Origin of the sequence: Bradyrhizobium sp. CCBAU 25338 (assembly GCF_028128965.1) — a bacterium.
GTDB classification, from domain to species: Bacteria; Pseudomonadota; Alphaproteobacteria; order Rhizobiales; family Xanthobacteraceae; genus Bradyrhizobium; species Bradyrhizobium liaoningense.
Genome location: NZ_LFKY01000003.1, coordinates 509,187 through 523,701, shown reverse-complemented (window position 1 = coordinate 523,701; position 14,515 = coordinate 509,187). Strand labels below are relative to the sequence as shown.

At 63.9% G+C, this 14,515-nt stretch carries 17 protein-coding genes; 9 read left to right on the top strand and 8 right to left on the bottom strand.

What is annotated here, in order from left to right; translation table 11 throughout:
* Window positions 1–33: 33 nt before the first annotated feature.
* Window positions 34–210: a hypothetical protein gene (locus ACM42_RS07745; protein ID WP_271527322.1), complete on the bottom strand. Its 177-nt coding sequence runs from the start codon at window positions 208–210 to the stop codon at window positions 34–36.
* Window positions 211–373: 163 nt separating this feature from the next.
* Between ACM42_RS07745 and ACM42_RS07740 the strand changes: the two genes are divergently transcribed.
* The 7 genes from ACM42_RS07740 (at window position 374) to ACM42_RS07710 (ending at window position 5,683) form a co-directional block, all read left to right on the top strand.
* Window positions 374–1,102, top strand: a complete 729-nt coding sequence (locus ACM42_RS07740) for a helix-turn-helix transcriptional regulator (RefSeq protein WP_271527321.1) — start codon at window positions 374–376, stop codon at window positions 1,100–1,102.
* 70 nt (window positions 1,103–1,172) lie between these two features.
* The gene (locus ACM42_RS07735) at window positions 1,173–1,841 is read left to right on the top strand and encodes an acyl-homoserine-lactone synthase (protein ID WP_271527470.1); all 669 of its coding nucleotides are present in this window, start codon (window positions 1,173–1,175) and stop codon (window positions 1,839–1,841) included.
* Window position 1,842: 1 nt separating this feature from the next.
* Window positions 1,843–2,061, top strand: coding sequence for a hypothetical protein (locus ACM42_RS07730; RefSeq protein ID WP_271527320.1), 219 nt, complete (start codon window positions 1,843–1,845; stop codon window positions 2,059–2,061).
* A 297-nt stretch (window positions 2,062–2,358) separates the two neighbouring features.
* Window positions 2,359–3,276, top strand: coding sequence for a branched-chain amino acid ABC transporter permease (locus ACM42_RS07725; RefSeq protein ID WP_036042790.1), 918 nt, complete (start codon window positions 2,359–2,361; stop codon window positions 3,274–3,276).
* On the top strand, window positions 3,273–4,217 hold the full coding sequence (locus ACM42_RS07720; protein WP_271527319.1) for a branched-chain amino acid ABC transporter permease: 945 nt from the start codon (window positions 3,273–3,275) through the stop codon (window positions 4,215–4,217). Before ACM42_RS07725 ends, ACM42_RS07720 begins: the two co-directional genes overlap by 4 nt.
* Complete coding sequence (locus ACM42_RS07715) at window positions 4,210–4,977, top strand: ABC transporter ATP-binding protein (protein WP_271527318.1); 768 nt, start codon at window positions 4,210–4,212, stop codon at window positions 4,975–4,977. The genes ACM42_RS07720 and ACM42_RS07715 overlap by 8 nt, the downstream gene beginning before the upstream one ends.
* Complete coding sequence (locus ACM42_RS07710; RefSeq protein WP_271527317.1) at window positions 4,970–5,683, top strand: ABC transporter ATP-binding protein; 714 nt, start codon at window positions 4,970–4,972, stop codon at window positions 5,681–5,683. The genes ACM42_RS07715 and ACM42_RS07710 overlap by 8 nt, the downstream gene beginning before the upstream one ends.
* Before the next feature lie 602 nt (window positions 5,684–6,285).
* On the opposite strand, the gene ACM42_RS07705 is transcribed toward ACM42_RS07710, so the two are convergent.
* Window positions 6,286–7,722 carry a glutamine synthetase family protein gene (locus ACM42_RS07705; protein ID WP_271527316.1) on the bottom strand — a complete coding sequence of 479 codons (1,437 nt, stop codon included), beginning with the start codon at window positions 7,720–7,722 and terminating at the stop codon, window positions 6,286–6,288.
* A 144-nt stretch (window positions 7,723–7,866) separates the two neighbouring features.
* Window positions 7,867–9,225 carry an aromatic ring-hydroxylating dioxygenase subunit alpha gene (locus ACM42_RS07700; RefSeq protein ID WP_271527315.1) on the bottom strand — a complete coding sequence of 453 codons (1,359 nt, stop codon included), beginning with the start codon at window positions 9,223–9,225 and terminating at the stop codon, window positions 7,867–7,869.
* A 109-nt stretch (window positions 9,226–9,334) separates the two neighbouring features.
* On the opposite strand from ACM42_RS07700, the gene ACM42_RS07695 reads away from it, so the two are divergent.
* Window positions 9,335–10,120 (top strand): IclR family transcriptional regulator domain-containing protein, encoded by a 786-nt coding sequence (locus ACM42_RS07695; protein ID WP_271527314.1) that lies wholly within the window; start codon window positions 9,335–9,337, stop codon window positions 10,118–10,120.
* Between the two features lie 95 nt (window positions 10,121–10,215).
* Here the strand turns inward: ACM42_RS07695 and ACM42_RS07690 are convergent, their stop codons facing one another.
* From ACM42_RS07690 to ACM42_RS07680, 3 genes are all read right to left on the bottom strand, one after another.
* Window positions 10,216–10,896: a transglutaminase-like domain-containing protein gene (locus ACM42_RS07690; protein ID WP_271527313.1), complete on the bottom strand. Its 681-nt coding sequence runs from the start codon at window positions 10,894–10,896 to the stop codon at window positions 10,216–10,218.
* A gap of 91 nt (window positions 10,897–10,987) precedes the next feature.
* Window positions 10,988–11,422 (bottom strand): VOC family protein, encoded by a 435-nt coding sequence (locus tag ACM42_RS07685; RefSeq protein WP_271527312.1) that lies wholly within the window; start codon window positions 11,420–11,422, stop codon window positions 10,988–10,990.
* A gap of 74 nt (window positions 11,423–11,496) precedes the next feature.
* Complete coding sequence (locus tag ACM42_RS07680; protein WP_271527311.1) at window positions 11,497–12,330, bottom strand: helix-turn-helix domain-containing protein; 834 nt, start codon at window positions 12,328–12,330, stop codon at window positions 11,497–11,499.
* 233 nt (window positions 12,331–12,563) lie between these two features.
* Here ACM42_RS07680 and ACM42_RS07675 point away from each other — a divergent pair, with 233 nt between their 5' ends.
* Complete coding sequence (locus ACM42_RS07675; protein ID WP_061026089.1) at window positions 12,564–12,896, top strand: PRC-barrel domain-containing protein; 333 nt, start codon at window positions 12,564–12,566, stop codon at window positions 12,894–12,896.
* Between the two features lie 227 nt (window positions 12,897–13,123).
* Here the strand turns inward: ACM42_RS07675 and ACM42_RS07670 are convergent, their stop codons facing one another.
* A complete protein-coding gene (locus ACM42_RS07670) occupies window positions 13,124–13,519 on the bottom strand; it encodes a group II truncated hemoglobin (RefSeq protein ID WP_271527310.1) in 396 nt (131 codons plus the stop codon).
* A 2-nt stretch (window positions 13,520–13,521) separates the two neighbouring features.
* Window positions 13,522–14,466 (bottom strand): helix-turn-helix transcriptional regulator, encoded by a 945-nt coding sequence (locus ACM42_RS07665; protein WP_271527468.1) that lies wholly within the window; start codon window positions 14,464–14,466, stop codon window positions 13,522–13,524.
* Window positions 14,467–14,515: the final 49 nt, after the last annotated feature.

The following is a 14,515-nucleotide window of genomic DNA, read 5'->3' as shown; positions in this document are numbered from 1 at the left end:
TTGCATCGGCGTCGTTTGTTGCAACTGCGATGGCTAGCTCGCCGGGCCCTCGGGCGATGCGTTCTCGGCCGCCTCCGCGTGCTCGCTTTGCAGCACCTTGCGCGCGAACTCGATGATCTTCTGCTTGTTCGCCGTTTCGCGGACGGCGAAAAACACGCGGTTCAATTCCAGGCCGAGCACGCTGTTGAGGGCGATGTTCTCGTCTTCCATCGTGGTTTTCCCTCGTCGTAAGTCACAGCTGTAACTTGAGGGCACTTCTTCCACAAGTAGATTGAGTCTTAGCAAACAGGCACCGGTAAACTACGGGAGCCTCGAATTGAGGCGTTCGCCAAATACGTGTTATACGCGAGTCCGAGAGTCAGGAAACGCACTGATGTTCGCCGTAGACTATGGCCGGGAGGCGCTCGACTTCATCGAAGGCCTGGACGTCTACCGCAAAGTACCAGAAGCCATGAATGCGCTTGAAGTGGCCTTCGGTCGCTTCGGCTTCGAAACCATCATCGTGACGGGATTGCCGAATCCCGACCAGCGATTTGCACAGATGGTGCTGGCCAAGCGCTGGCCGGCGGCATGGTTCAGCCTCTACACCGAGAACAATTACGATCGCTTCGACCCGGTGGTGCGGTTGTGCCGGCAATCGGTCAATCCGTTCGAGTGGTCGGAAGCCCCCTATGACGCCGAACTGGAACCGAACGCAGCCGAGGTGATGAATCGCGCCAGCGAGTTTCGCATGTCGCGCGGCTTCATCGTGCCGATCCACGGGCTGACCGGCTATGAGGCCGCCGTGTCGCTCGGCGGCGTCCATCTCGACCTCAATCCCCGCAGCAAGCCGGCACTGCACCTGATGGCGATGTATGGCTTCGACCACATCCGGCGTCTGCTCGAGCCGGCGCCGCATCCGTCGACGCGGCTCACCCCGCGCGAGCGGGAAGTGATCGCCTGGGCTTCGCAGGGGAAGTCGGCCTGGGAAATCGGCGAGATCCTGCACATCACGCAGCGCACCGCCGAAGAGCATCTTGCAGCTGCCGCGCGCAAGCTCGGCGCCGTCAACCGGACGCATGCGGTGGCGCTGGCGATTCGGAACAAGATCATCAATCCCTGAGCGCCGTACTGGGAAATTTCCCAGTACCGAACCCGGCTCTTTTCACGGATGCTGTCCCCCGTTCGGGATGATGGGGGCTTTCATGATTCACGCAATTTCCGTGGCGAATCGCCACCTGTATGAAGACGTGATCGAGCAGCATTTCCGGCTGCGTCACGATATCTTCGTCGAGGAGCGGCGTTGGGACGCGCTGCGCAGGCCGGATGGCCGCGAGATCGATTCCTATGATGACGAGGACACCGTCTATCTGCTCGCCCTGGAAGGGCGGCGCGTGGTTGGCGGTCACCGCCTTTACCCGACGACCAAGCCCTCGATGATGAGCGAGGTGTTCCCGCATCTGGCGTCGGTTCGCGGCTGCCCCGCGGATCCGCTGGTCTGGGAATGGTCGCGCTACTTCGTCGTGCGTCATCGCCGCGACGGCCTGCTCAACCTGCAACTGATGGCGGCGGCGCAGGAGTTCTGTCTTGATCAGGGAATAGCGCAGGTCAGCGCGGTCATGGAGACCTGGTGGTTGCCGCGCTTCCACGAGGCCGGCTTCGTCGTGACCCCGCTGGGCCTGCCGGCTCTGGTGGAGAATGCGTGGACCATGGCGGCGACCATCGACATTCGTCGCGAGACGCTCGATGTCTTGCATGACCGTATTGGCATGGCTTCGGTCGTGCGTCAGGATGGGCCGCATCTGGACGTCATCGCCCGTGCCAACCTCCGCGGCCTCGCCGCCCAACGAAAGAGCGCCTGAGATGTCGAACATGATGCGGGACAGCCAGATCATGGCGCAGATCAAGGACGAGAATCTCGGCTACATGTCCGACATGGCGCTCGAGCTGGCGCAGATGGCGGAGGACACCGGACTGACGACGCTCGCCTATCTGTTCCGGATGGCCGCGCTGGAGGCCTCGACGGCCCACAGCGCGCTCGCCGAACCGGACGACCTTCCCCGGCGGATGACGTCGCACTAGACTTAAACCCACTACATTTCGACAAATTTTGCACCCTCTCTGCGGCCCGCCGGCGAGAGGGTGATCATTAGGTGCGGCAGGTTGCCCCAGCCTGCACGGCAGCCTTCTTGCAAGGCCGATTTCGATCGCATGCACCGGCATGCAACAAAGTGCATGTTTGGTGTCGAATCGCTCTTGCCTCGGAACGATACTGCCATTACCCATTTTTCGGCCTTGAAGAGGCAGGGGGAGCTCTTTCACTGATGGCGACATTGTTCGAACATCGGCGCGACGCTGCGTGCGCCTGAAAGAGTCTTGATGCTGCTCGTCGTCGAACAGTTCCTGAACGGATTGCAGTTTGGCCTGCTGCTGTTCCTGCTCGCCGCCGGCCTGACGCTGGTGTTCGGGATCATGGATCTCGTCAACCTCGCGCACGGCTCGCTCTATATGATGGGCGCCTATTTCGCCGCGACCTTTGCGGCCTGGACCGGCAGCTTCCTGCTTGGCGCGCTGATGGCGCTGGGGGCCACGCTGGTGCTCGGTATCGTGCTGGAGGTGACGGCGCTGCGGCATCTCTACGGCCGCGACCATCTCGACCATGTGCTCGCGACCTTCGGCCTGATCCTGTTCTTCAACGAAGCCGTGCGGCTGATCTGGGGCCCGGCCGGCCTTGCGCTGCCGCTGCCGGCCTGGCTCACTGTGCCTGTGCCGATCCTGCCCGGCATTCACTATCCCGCCTATCGCCTCGCGATCATCGTGGTGGCCTTGCTGGTCGCGCTGCTGCTCTATCTCGGCGTGATGCGCACCCGCATCGGCATGCTGATCCGGGCCGGCGCCTCCAATCGCGAGATGATCGGTGCGCTCGGCATCAACATCAAGCTGCTCTATACGCTGGTATTCGGTTTGGGAGCCGCGCTCGCGGGCCTTGCCGGCCTGATGCAGGCGCCGATCCTGACCGTGCAGATCGGCATGGGCGAGAACATCCTGATCCTCGCCTTCGTCATCATCGTGATCGGCGGCATCGGCTCGATCCGCGGCGCGTTCCTCGCCGCGATCTTCGTCGGCATGATCGACACGCTCGGCCGCGCCTTTCTGCCGAACCTGTTGCGGCAGGTGCTGAGCGGCGCCGCTGCCTCCACCGCCGCGCCGGCCCTGTCGTCCATGCTGATCTACCTCCTGATGGCGATCGTGCTGGTGGTGCGGCCGGAGGGGCTGTTTCCGGCCAATCGTCGATGAAGGCTTTCACGGTGAGCAAGGCCGTCACGGCCCTTTTGCTGGCGGGCCTCGTGCTGCTGCCGCTCTATTCGCAGCTCTCCGGCAACATCTTCATCCTGACGCTGTTCACCCGCATCATCATCCTGGCGCTGGCGGCTGCGAGCCTCAACCTGATCATGGGTTTTGGCGGCATGATGAGCTTTGGTCACGCCGCCTATCTCGGCATCGGCGGTTACGCGGTCGGCATGCTCGCTCAGGAGGGCGTCGGAAGCGGCTTCATCCAGTTTCCGGTCGCGCTCGCCGCCTCCGCCATTTACGCGCTCGTGATCGGCGCGCTCTCGCTTCGCACGCGCGGCGTCTATTTCATCATGATCACGCTTGCCTTCGCCCAGATGGCCTATTACGTCGCCTCGGGGCTGGCGCGTTACGGCGGCGATGACGGCCTCACCATCTACAAGCGCAGCGACTTCTCCGGCCTGATCGATCTCGGCAATCGCGTGCAGTTCTACTATCTCTGCCTTGCCTGCCTGCTCGGCGTCATCTTCCTGATCTGGCGTATCGTCAATTCGCGCTTCGGCCTCGTCTTGCAGGGCCTGCGTTCCAACGAGCAGCGCATGCAGGCGATCGGCTTCCCGGCCAAGCGCTACCAGCTGGTCTGCTTCGTCATCTCCGGCACCATGTGCGGCCTTGCCGGCGCGCTGCTCGCCAACAACACCGATTTCATCAGCCCGGCCGTGATGTACTGGACGCGTTCCGGCGACCTGATGGTGATGGTGATCCTGGGCGGCATGGGCACGCTGTTCGGCCCGGTCATGGGCGCCGTGGTGTTCCTGCTGCTCGAAGAGTTTCTGTCGCAGATCACCGAATATTGGGCGCTGATCATGGGTCCGCTGCTGCTGCTGATCGTCCTGTTCGGCCGCGGCGGCATCATGGGCGCGCTGGGGAGGGCTGGCCGTGGCTGAACCCTTGCTCCGCGTCGAAAAGCTGGTGCGTCGCTTCGGTGGCATCATCGCGACGGATCACGTCTCGCTCGACGTCGCGGCAGGCGAGCTGCACGCCATCATCGGCCCGAACGGTGCCGGCAAGACCACGCTGATCAGTCAGCTCACAGGACATCTTTCCCCGCATTCCGGTCGCGTTTTGCTCGGTGGCCGCGACATCACCTATCTGCCGGCCTATCGCCGCTGTGCGCTCGGGCTCGCGCGTTCGTTCCAGATCACCTCGCTGCTGCTCGATTTCACCGCCGCCGACAACGTCGCGCTGGCGGCGCAGGCGCATGCCGGAACGTCGTTCCGCTTCTTCGCCAACGCGCGCAAGGAAAAAGGCCTGCGCGATGCCGCCCATGCGGCGCTCGATCGCGTCGGTCTCGCGCATCGCGCCGACGTCGTGGTGAACAGGCTCAGCCATGGCGAGAGGCGCGAGCTGGAGCTTGCCGTCGCGCTCGCCAGCAAGCCGAAATTGCTGCTGCTGGACGAGCCGATGGCCGGCCTCGGCGTCACCGAATCCCAGCGCATGGTGAAGCTGCTCCAGGAGCTACGGAAGGAAGTGTCGATCGTGCTGGTCGAGCACGACATGCCGGCGGTGTTCGCGCTCGCCGATCGGATCTCGGTGCTGGTCTATGGCCGCGTCATCGCCTCCGGCGATCCGGCCGCGATCCGTCAGAACGAGGACGTCAAGCGCGCCTATCTCGGCGATCAGCATGTGGTGACGCATCATGGCTGACACATTGCTCGACGTCGAAGGCATCGAGACCTGCTACGGCTTGTCCCAGGTGCTGTTCGGCCTGTCGCTGTCGATCAAGCCGGGCGAGATGGTCTCGCTGATGGGCCGCAACGGCATGGGCAAGACCACCACCATCCGCTCCATCATGGGCCTGACGCCGGCGCGCGCAGGCGCGATCCGTTTCGCTGGCGCCGAGGTGCGACAGCTTCCGTCCTACAGGATTGCAAAGCTCGGCGTAGGCCTCGTTCCGGAGGGGCGTCAGATCTTCCCGAACCTCACCGTGCGCGAGAACCTGGTGGCGGCTGCCGCCGACCGTTTTGGCAGCAGCAATCCCTGGACGCTCGCCGCGATCTACGTGCTGTTCCCGCGCCTCGCCGAGCGCGCCTCGAACATGGGCAACCAGCTCTCCGGCGGTGAGCAGCAGATGCTCGCGATCGGCCGCGCATTGATGACCAATCCAAAACTCCTGATCCTGGACGAAGCAACCGAGGGCCTTGCGCCGCTGATCCGCGAGGAAATCTGGAACTGCTTGTCGCTGCTCAAGAGCCGGGGACAGTCGATCCTGGTCGTCGACAAGAATGTCGACCATCTCGCCCGCATCTGCGACCGCCACTACATCATCGAGCGCGGCAGGACGGTGTGGAGCGGCACCTCCGACGAACTCGTGGCCGAGCCGGATCTGCAGCACAAATATCTGGGGATCTAGCGCTTCCGCCGGCGAGGTGAGGCGTGGAGTGCCAGTGCCTCACATTCAGCGTCGTCCTGGCTAAGGCCAGGACCCATACCGCGTGACCTATAGACTGCGGTCGGTATCAGGACCGGGCGAGGAGTCTTCGTCAAACGTCCCCCTGGGGGTAATGCGTCCCGGCCTTCGCCGGGATGACATTCGTCATCACCAATAGATCCCATGGCGGTGCAGCTCGCGGATCACCCGCGCCCCCGTCGACGACTGCCGGCGCTTTGGCTTGGCGATGTCGGTCTTGGTCGCTTCCCGTGTGGCCGCATGCGGCGCCCGACTAGCGCGAGAGGCGGTGCATGCCGATCTCGATCAGGGTGGTCCGACAGGACAAGCGATAGATCAGGCTGAAAAATTGATCCCACATGACCGAACTCCGCTGTTGATCATGGGTGTAGTTATAGGCCGCATGTCTTTCCGGCGGTTTTCGCGGAATGAGGAAATGGCTTCGTCCCGAGTGGGGCAATGTCGTCGGAACATTCCGGAAGAAGTCGCCTCACGGGAGCGTGAAGCAATGCACCGGTTCGAGCTGGCTGAAGTAGGCCATCGGTGCCGGATCGAGCCGGACTTGCTCAAAACATCTCGAAATACTCGCGATGCTCCCAGTCGGTGACCTCGGACAGGAAGCGATCGATCTCGGCGTTCTTGATGTGAGTGTAGTAGTCGACGAACTCGGCCCCGAGCTTCTCGCGGAAGAAAGGATCGTCCTTCAGCGCGGCGACCGCATCGCGCAGCGATTTCGGCAATGGCGGCGCTTTGGTCTCGTAGGGCGTGTCGGCCGAGGGGCCGGGATCGAGCTTGCGGTCGACGCCGTCGAGCCCTGAGAGAATCTGCGAGGCCATGTAGAGATAGGGATTGGCGGCGGGCTCGCCGATGCGGTTCTCCAGGCGCGTTGCGGCATCATTGGGCCCGCCCAGCACGCGGATCATCACGCCGCGATTGTCACGGCCCCAGATCGCACGGTCCGGGGCCAGCGAATAGGAGCGGTAGCGCTTGTAGCCGTTGATGGTCGGGGTAGTGAACACGGTCGATGCGCGGGCATGATCGAGCAGGCCGGCGAGGTAGGCGCGGCCGAACGCGCTGAGCGGCTCGCCGCCGCCTTTCGCCATGAACAGGTTGTCACCGCTCGCGCGCGAGACGATCGACTGATGCAGGTGCCAGCCGCTCGCGAACACGTTAGGCAGTTTCGGCCGGCACATGAAGGTGGCGTGATAGCCGTGGCGGCGCGCGACCTGCTTCACGGCGCTCCGAAACAGCACCATGTTGTCGGCGGACTCCAAGCCCTTCTTCGGCGCGAAAGTGAACTCGCACTGGCTCGGCCCGAACTCGACCTCGACCGACCGCAAGGGAAGCCCGAGCGCCACGATGTCACGCCGCAAAATCTCCAGCACCGGCTCCATCTGATCGAAGCGCTGCTCGGTGAGATATTGATAGCCGTGGCTGAGCAGGCTGACCGAGGGCGGCGTGCCGGGCTGGCCGGCATCCTCGGCCCGCATATGCGGATCGTCGAGCCTGAAGATGTGGAACTCCACTTCGAGGCCCGCGACGAAGTCGTAACCGCGTGCGCCGAGTTCATCGAGCACGCGCTTGTACAGCCCGCGCGTCGCGAACGGCACCGGGCGGCCATCGTTGAAATAGAGATCGCACAGCACCCAGCCCGTTGTCGGCGCCCACGGCAAGACGCGAAAGGTGGCGGGGTCGGCGACCATCAGCACGTCGGCGGCGCCCTCCATCTCCTTCATGCCGAAGCCGCCGCCTGCCGTGAACACGGGGAATACGGTGCGGTGCGAGGTGTCCTTGGCGAGCATGGTCGTGGTGATGGAGCAGCCGCTCTCCAGCGAGGCGATCGCCTCGGAGGCGACGATCGTCTTGCCGCGCAAGATGCCGTGCTGGTCGGGGAAGGCGAGGCGGATGACCTCGAGGTTCCTCTCCTCGACGATGCGGCGCATGCGCTGAGCTGCGTCCCTCTGCTCATCCGACCACAGCCTATGACGCGCGACGAAAGTCACTTCTCTACTCCTCCAGCCGTGAGGCGCGAAGCATGCGCCACATTCTCCGTCAATGCGAGCGCAGCGAAGCAATCCAGAAGTCCGTGAGCGGAGGCAGTCTGGATTGCTTCGCTGCGCTCGCAATGACGAGGATAGAGCGTCACGTCACTCCGCCGCCGTCAGCCGATGCACCTTGCCAGCGATCTCCTTCGGCACCGGTGCGGTCCAGGGCGCGCCGCGGCGGCGCTTGACGTCGACCTCCATCCAATAGGTCTCCCAGCCCCGCGTCGGCCCGATGCCGTCCATGGTCGCCGGCCCCTGGATGCTGCGTGCATTGGCCTCGTCGAGGAACAGCATCGGCTTCTCGCCGCCGGAGACCTTCTCGATCTCCTGCCGGAGCAGGCGGCGGTATTGCACGATCGCCTTGTCGCTCTGGCCGAGATGCTCCTTGGTGCGGTCCTGGATCGCGCCCATCGATTCAACCGCCCACTGGTCGTGGACGTTGATGTCGTTGCCCATGCCGGTATAGGTCGCGGTCTGCTGCTCGTGCGGATCGAAACCGTAGTCGTTGCTGCGGTTCTTGCGCGATTTGTAGTCCGGCAGCTCATAGAGCTCGAGCCGCTGGTCGCGCATCTTCTGCTTGTCGACCGGGCTCGTGTAGCTGGTGAAGATCGCGTACCAGTAGCAGTTCTCGTCGTCGATCGGCACGTGCCACTGCGTGATCGTCATCTCCGTGCTCATGGGGATGACGAAGCCGTGCGGGAAGAGCTGGTTGGTGACGCGCACATGCGTCCGCTCCTCGTCGATCTCGCGAAGCGCGATCAGCCTGAGACCATATTCGGTGTGCTCGACATTGATGATCGGACGGTCGTATTCGCGCAGGATTTTCGTCATCGGCAGATCGGAGCCGGCAGAGGCGCCGCGGAATTGCTTGCCGTACGCCGTGGACGTGTCCTCGTCCTCGAAGAAGCGGTGCAGATAGGAAGCGTGCGCCGGATCGATGCCGACCTCCAGCGCCTGCAGCCAGTTGCAGGCCATGTGACCCTTGAACGCGAAGGTGTGCGTGCCGGGCGCGACGAAACAGTCGATCTCCGGGAATGCCGGCGGTTCACCTTCGCCGAGATAGGCCCAGAGGATTCCGCTCTTCTCGACCACGGGATAGGAGCGCTGGCGGACATTTTGACAGAGTTTCGAATCCTTCGGCTCGGCCGGCGTCTCGATGCACTGGCCGGTGGCGTCGAATAGCCAGCCATGGAAGGCGCAGCGCAGGCCGCCATGTTCGAGCCGGCCGAAGGCGAGGTCGGCGCCGCGATGGGCGCAATGGCGATCGATCAGGCCGTAACGTCCAGCTTCGTCGCGGAACAACACCAGATTCTCGCCAAGCAGTTTTACGGGACGGATTGGCCGCGCCCCCTCCAGCTCGTCCACCAGCGCTGCCGGTTGCCAATAGCTCCGCATCAGCTTGCCGCAGGGGTCCTTCGGCCCGGTGCGGGTGATCAGGTCGTTCTGCTCCTGGCTCATCATGGCGCGTGCATCCTTGTGGAGTGGCGTTTGTTCGCCTATTGAACGAATGGGCGAATTATGACATGCCTTGAAGCAACAGCAAGCACTATTTTGCAGGATTGTCCCACCCATGCCCAAGCTGAAGCGGAGCGAGAGCGACGAACGCGGGACGGATTTCGTCGAGAGCCTCGATCGCGGGCTGCGCCTGCTTCAGTGCTTCGGCACGACGGCCGGGCCGATGACGTTGAGCGATCTCGCCCGGGCTGCGGAGCTTCCGCGCGCCACCGCACGGCGCATGCTGTTCACGCTCCAGCGCGGCGGCTTCGTCGCCGGTGACGGAAAGCTGTTCTCGCTGACGCCGCATGTGCTGACGCTGGCAGCGTCTTATCTGCGCTCAAACCAGCTTGTTGCGGTGCTGCAACCCGTGCTCGACCGCATCGCAACCGCCGCGCAGGAGATCTCCTCGCTTGCCGTGCTCGACGGCGACGACGTCGTGTTCATCGCCCGCGGCGGTCCGACGCGAGTCTTCTCGGGTGGCCTGGAGATCGGCTATCGCCTGCCGGCTTTCTGCACCTCCGTCGGCCGGGCCATGCTCGGCCAGTTCGACGACGCCGAGCTCGGCGCGCGGCTGAACGCAATGACGCGCGAGGCGCTGACGCCGCAGACGGTGACGGACCCGAGCGCGCTGCTCGCGCGCATCACAGTCGACCGCACGCAGGGCTATTCGCTGGTCGACCGCGAGGCCGAGCCGCATTTCCGCTCGATCTCGGTTCCGGTGCGCCGTTACGACGGCGTCATCGTCGCCGCCGTCAACATGGGTGCCCATGTCGATCGCGTCCCGGAACAGGAACTGATCGATCGGTTTCTGCCGCTGCTGCGGGAAGGGGCGGAGGCGGTGCGCTCGCATTTATTGTAGCCGGGATGAGCGAAGCGATACCCTGGGAAACTGTTCGCGAGGAATCCCGGATGTCGCTGCGCTGATCCGACTACCGCCAGCTACGGCATTGTACGCTACAGCGCCTCTGCCTCGCGCTCCATGTCGCGGCTCGACAGATCCTCGCCCTGCATGTTGGCGTAGTCGCGCGCCATCTCGCGCATCAAGAATTTCGCGGGCACGTCGTGATAGCTGCCGCGGTCATTGACGTATTGCATGTAGGCACGGCCTTCGCCGTCGAAGGGATGCAGCAGCGCATCGGTGTGGCCGTCGAAATCGAGCGGGCGCACGCCGACCTTGGCGCAGAGCGTATCGTTGAACGTCGGCGTCGCCTTGCGCCAGGCGCCGTCGACGAACACTTCCGTGAAGCCGTGCCAGGTGAAGATGTCGGTGCCCATGCTCGCCCGCAGCTTCTCGGTGGTGAGATGGTTCTTCACATCGGCAAAGCCGACGCGGGCGGGGATGCCGTGGACGCGGCAGGCGGCCGCATAGAGCGCCGCCTTGCCGACGCAATAGCCTTGTCCGGCGGCGAGGACGCTCGATGCGCGAAAAGTCTCGGCGACGCGCATGCTGACGTAAGGGTTGTAGCGGATCCCGTCGCGCACCGCCTTGTAAAGGACGCTCGCCTTTTCGCGCGCGCTCGCCTCCGCCGGCACGCTGCTCTCGGCGAAGCGCTGCACCGCGGGATGATCGCTGTCGATGTATTCGCCGGGATCGGTGTAGAGCCGGCGGATGGTGTCGGGGAGGATCTCGGTCATGCTTGCAAGTGTAGTGCGGTGCGGGGCGTTGTCCACGCTCTGTGCTCGTTGCGCCTGGATGTCAGCCTTGCACATCCCGTGTGACTCGCGATCAACCCGGCAGCGGGCCTTCGCCGACCTTGGGCCAGTAGGTGCCGAAGCTCCACAAGCCTCCTTCGGGATCCCGTGCCGAAAAGTCCCGGCTGCCGTAATCGGTATCGTGCAATTCCATCTCGATCCGAGCTCCGGATGCCTTTACCTTTGCGTAGAGCGCGTCGGGATCGTCAACGGCCAGATACACCGAGTCGGTCCTGTGTCCGTCGAGGTCTCCCACCCTTTTCCCATAGGCATCCGGGCGGTCTGCCCCGAGCATCAGGATGGATGTCCCGAACGACAATTCTGCATGCGCGATGATGTTCTCGCGCCTGTAGATCACGCGTTCGGTGAAGCCAAGGACGTCCGTCAGCCAGGCGATCATCGCCTCGGCATCCCTGCAGCGCAGTGTATGATACAGGCGCGGCGCTTCCTTCCGGATTGAGTCTGTCATGACTGTCTCCCGTGGGTTTCGCGCTCACCCTAGGTCAGCCGTCGTCCCGCGGCTTGAAGAAATGGGACCTGGACTTATCCGCCGGCCTCCCGCATCAGGTGGGGATCCATGTTCGCCAGCCGCGCGGCCCAGCTGGTCGGCCTTTCGCCGCTGAATTCCCGGAACTCTCGGGCAAGATGCGCCTGGTCGGCAAAGCCCGCTTCGAGCGCGATGCCGGCCCATCCGCACGCGCTCCCGCTGCGCGCCAATTCGCAGGCGCGGTGGAAGCGCAGCATCCGTGCCAGGGTCTTCGGTGAAACGCCGATCTCGTTTTGAAACCGACGCGACAGATGCTTGCGGCTCCAGCCGATGTCGGTTGCAATCTCGGATATGCGCGCCGCGCCGGCGCTGCGCCAGAGCCAGCCGATCGCCGCGGCGATCGCGGGAGAGGGTTCGTTCACCGTACGCTCGAGCACGAAAGTCTCGATGATCTCCAGGCGTTGCTGCCATCCCTCTGCTTCCGCCACCCTCTCGCCGAGCTCTCGGCCGTCGCGGCCAAGCAAATCTCTGATATCGACCATACGCGCCGTGAGGTCAGGCACGGCGCCGCCGTAGAACCGATAGGCGCCGAGCGGCGTGAAGTCGACCTGGATGCAGATGGCGCGGCCGTCGGATTCGATCTGCACCGGTCCGGGAAACAAGCCGGCCGCAAAGCTCGGCTGGGTATCCGCCCGATCGGGGTCGCGTCCGAGCGCGATGCGGAAGGGGGATCCAAGACTGATGAGCAACGGCAGGGCCAACGGCGCGGCATGCCGAAAATTGGTCAGGCCGAGCCCACGCTCGCGGTAGCACGAGATCGACGAGACGACGTGCGCCATATGCGCGGGGACGGGCCGTCTGATGACTTCCGGCGCGGTGCTTGCGTCCATGGAGAAGCCTCCGTTGTCATGCACAGCTTAGCCGGACGACGGCATCGCACCAAGAGACAGAGTCGCTTCCGGCAGCATGTCGATCGCTTGCCGGCGCGGGAACCGATCAACCGCTTCCTGCCGTTGTTGCGGAAAGGCGCGGAGGCGGTGCGATCGCAGCTTCTGTAGCTGCTCCCGCCGCCTCGAAAACGGTGCTATAGTTGCCGCAAGCACAAGAGAACAGGGAGGACACCATGAACCACACCATGGTTCCCAGTGATCGCGTGGAGCACGTCGCCGTCTACGGACGCGACGGCACAAAGCTCGGCACGATCGAGCGACTGATGCTGGACAAGATGAGCGGAACGGTCGCCTATGCCGTGATCAAGACCGGCGGGCTGCTCGGTACGCGTCACCATTATCCGCTCCAGTGGAGCGCGCTGAAATACGATCCAGGACGGCAGGCTTTCCAGATCGAGCTGACGCTGGACGAGCTCAGCAGCGGCCCATGCGAATTCGATGGCGACGCGTTCGACTGGGGCGACCGCTCGCGGCCGTACCCGCATCCGCATTACTGGTCGATCTAAAGCGGAATGGCCTTAGGTTGAATCGATCGCTGCGGCTCGTACACCTCTCCCGCAAACGGGAGAGGGAGTGCATCTCCGTCGTTGCAGCAATCATGCCACATCTCGTCACGCTTTAGGTGTTGTTTAAGCATGATCTTTTCGGAAAACCGCTGTGCACTTTTCCGGATCATGCTTTAGCGGCGTCGCAACTTCCGTAGGCGGGCCAAATGTCGGCAATACGGTCCCGATCAGTTCCGGTTGCGCATCCAATCGGCAAGACCGGATAGCGCCGTGTCGAAATCCTGCCGCGCGGCGCTATCTGTCACCGTCTCTTCCAGCGCGTCGCGCATGCAGAGCATCCACGCGTCGCGCTCGGCATCGCCGATAGCGAAGCCGATATGGCGCTGGCGCAGCCGCGGATGGCCTTTCTCGATGGAGTATAGCCGCGGGCCGCCGGTCCACTCGGTGAGATAGCGCTTCAGCACGTCCCTGATCACGCCGAGATCATCCGCATGCATGGCGCGGATCGCTTGCGCTTCCGGCAGCGTGTCCATCCGGTCATAGAAGCGGTCGACGAGACGATCGATCGTGGCACTGCCGCCGATCCGCTCGAACATGGAAATTGCGACGTTGCTGTCGGCCATCTCTACAGTGCCACGCTGCGCAGCCCGAAGCTGCGCGCCTCGTTCTGCAGCACTGGCCGCACCGCATCAATCAGCCGTGCAGCAGCTGCATCGACCGAAAGCCCAGCCGTATCCACCACCGCCGTCGCGCGCGAATACAGCGGCTCGCGGCTGAGCAGGATGTTGCGCAGCTCCGCCATTGCGGAGCGATCATCCGCCATCGGGCGCAGATCGCCCTGGCGGCGGACGCGAGCCATGTGCTCCTCGGGCTCGGCCTTCAGCCAGATCGTGTAGAACGAGGTCAGGACCTGGTCGAAGGTCAGGGGCTCGGAGACGATGCCGCCGCCGGTTGCCAGCACCATCAGCTCGTTGCGCGCAAGCAGCTGTTGCAGCGCCGCCTGCTCCATGCGGCGAAAGCCTTCCTGGCCGTAGAGCGCGATGATCTCGGCGACCGAGAGGCCGTTCTGCTGCTCGACCTCCTTGTTGAGCTCGACGAAACTCCAGCCGATCTTTTTCGCCAGGATCTTGCCGAGCGTGGACTTGCCGGCGCCGCGCAGGCCGATCAGTGCGATGCCGCAGAATGGCGCGCGCCGCGGGGCGGAGGCGCTGCCGCCGGCGAGCAAATCCTTGGCCTGCGCGATCTGCGCCGGCGTTGCCTTGCGCAAGAGATCGCGAAACATCTGCCAGTCCGGCGTCGGATCGGCCGAGGGGAGCAAATCTTCGAGGTGCGCGCCCATCGCGTCCGAGACGCGGCGCAGCAGCACGATGGAGACATTGCCTTTGCCGCTTTCGAGCTGCGCGATGTAGCGCTCCGAAATCCCGGATACCTTGGCGAGCACCTTGCGCGACATGCCGCGCAATGCGCGCATGGTGCGCACACGCTGGCCGAGCTGTTCGAGAAATCGGGCTTCGGCGTCGGGACTTTCGGTCATGAGTCTCTTTACGGATGTCCTGCGGCGCGTTTTAATGAAACATAATGCCTGCTGGCATTGACAGCAAGCCGCCGCGGTGTCTTTC

Coding starts and splice junctions, on each gene's coding strand:
- ACM42_RS07740 (WP_271527321.1), top strand. CDS start 374: ATGTTCGCCGTAGACTATGGCCGGGAGGCGCTCGACTTCATCGAAGGC.
- ACM42_RS07690 (WP_271527313.1), bottom strand. CDS start 10,896: ATGACCGAGATCCTCCCCGACACCATCCGCCGGCTCTACACCGATCCC.
- ACM42_RS07700 (WP_271527315.1), bottom strand. CDS start 9,225: ATGATGAGCCAGGAGCAGAACGACCTGATCACCCGCACCGGGCCGAAG.
- ACM42_RS07720 (WP_271527319.1), top strand. CDS start 3,273: ATGAAGGCTTTCACGGTGAGCAAGGCCGTCACGGCCCTTTTGCTGGCG.
- ACM42_RS07735 (WP_271527470.1), top strand. CDS start 1,173: ATGGGGGCTTTCATGATTCACGCAATTTCCGTGGCGAATCGCCACCTG.
- ACM42_RS07695 (WP_271527314.1), top strand. CDS start 9,335: ATGCCCAAGCTGAAGCGGAGCGAGAGCGACGAACGCGGGACGGATTTC.
- ACM42_RS07680 (WP_271527311.1), bottom strand. CDS start 12,330: ATGGACGCAAGCACCGCGCCGGAAGTCATCAGACGGCCCGTCCCCGCG.
- ACM42_RS07670 (WP_271527310.1), bottom strand. CDS start 13,519: ATGGCCGACAGCAACGTCGCAATTTCCATGTTCGAGCGGATCGGCGGC.
- ACM42_RS07725 (WP_036042790.1), top strand. CDS start 2,359: ATGCTGCTCGTCGTCGAACAGTTCCTGAACGGATTGCAGTTTGGCCTG.
- ACM42_RS07675 (WP_061026089.1), top strand. CDS start 12,564: ATGAACCACACCATGGTTCCCAGTGATCGCGTGGAGCACGTCGCCGTC.
- ACM42_RS07710 (WP_271527317.1), top strand. CDS start 4,970: ATGGCTGACACATTGCTCGACGTCGAAGGCATCGAGACCTGCTACGGC.
- ACM42_RS07685 (WP_271527312.1), bottom strand. CDS start 11,422: ATGACAGACTCAATCCGGAAGGAAGCGCCGCGCCTGTATCATACACTG.
- ACM42_RS07730 (WP_271527320.1), top strand. CDS start 1,843: ATGTCGAACATGATGCGGGACAGCCAGATCATGGCGCAGATCAAGGAC.
- ACM42_RS07745 (WP_271527322.1), bottom strand. CDS start 210: ATGGAAGACGAGAACATCGCCCTCAACAGCGTGCTCGGCCTGGAATTG.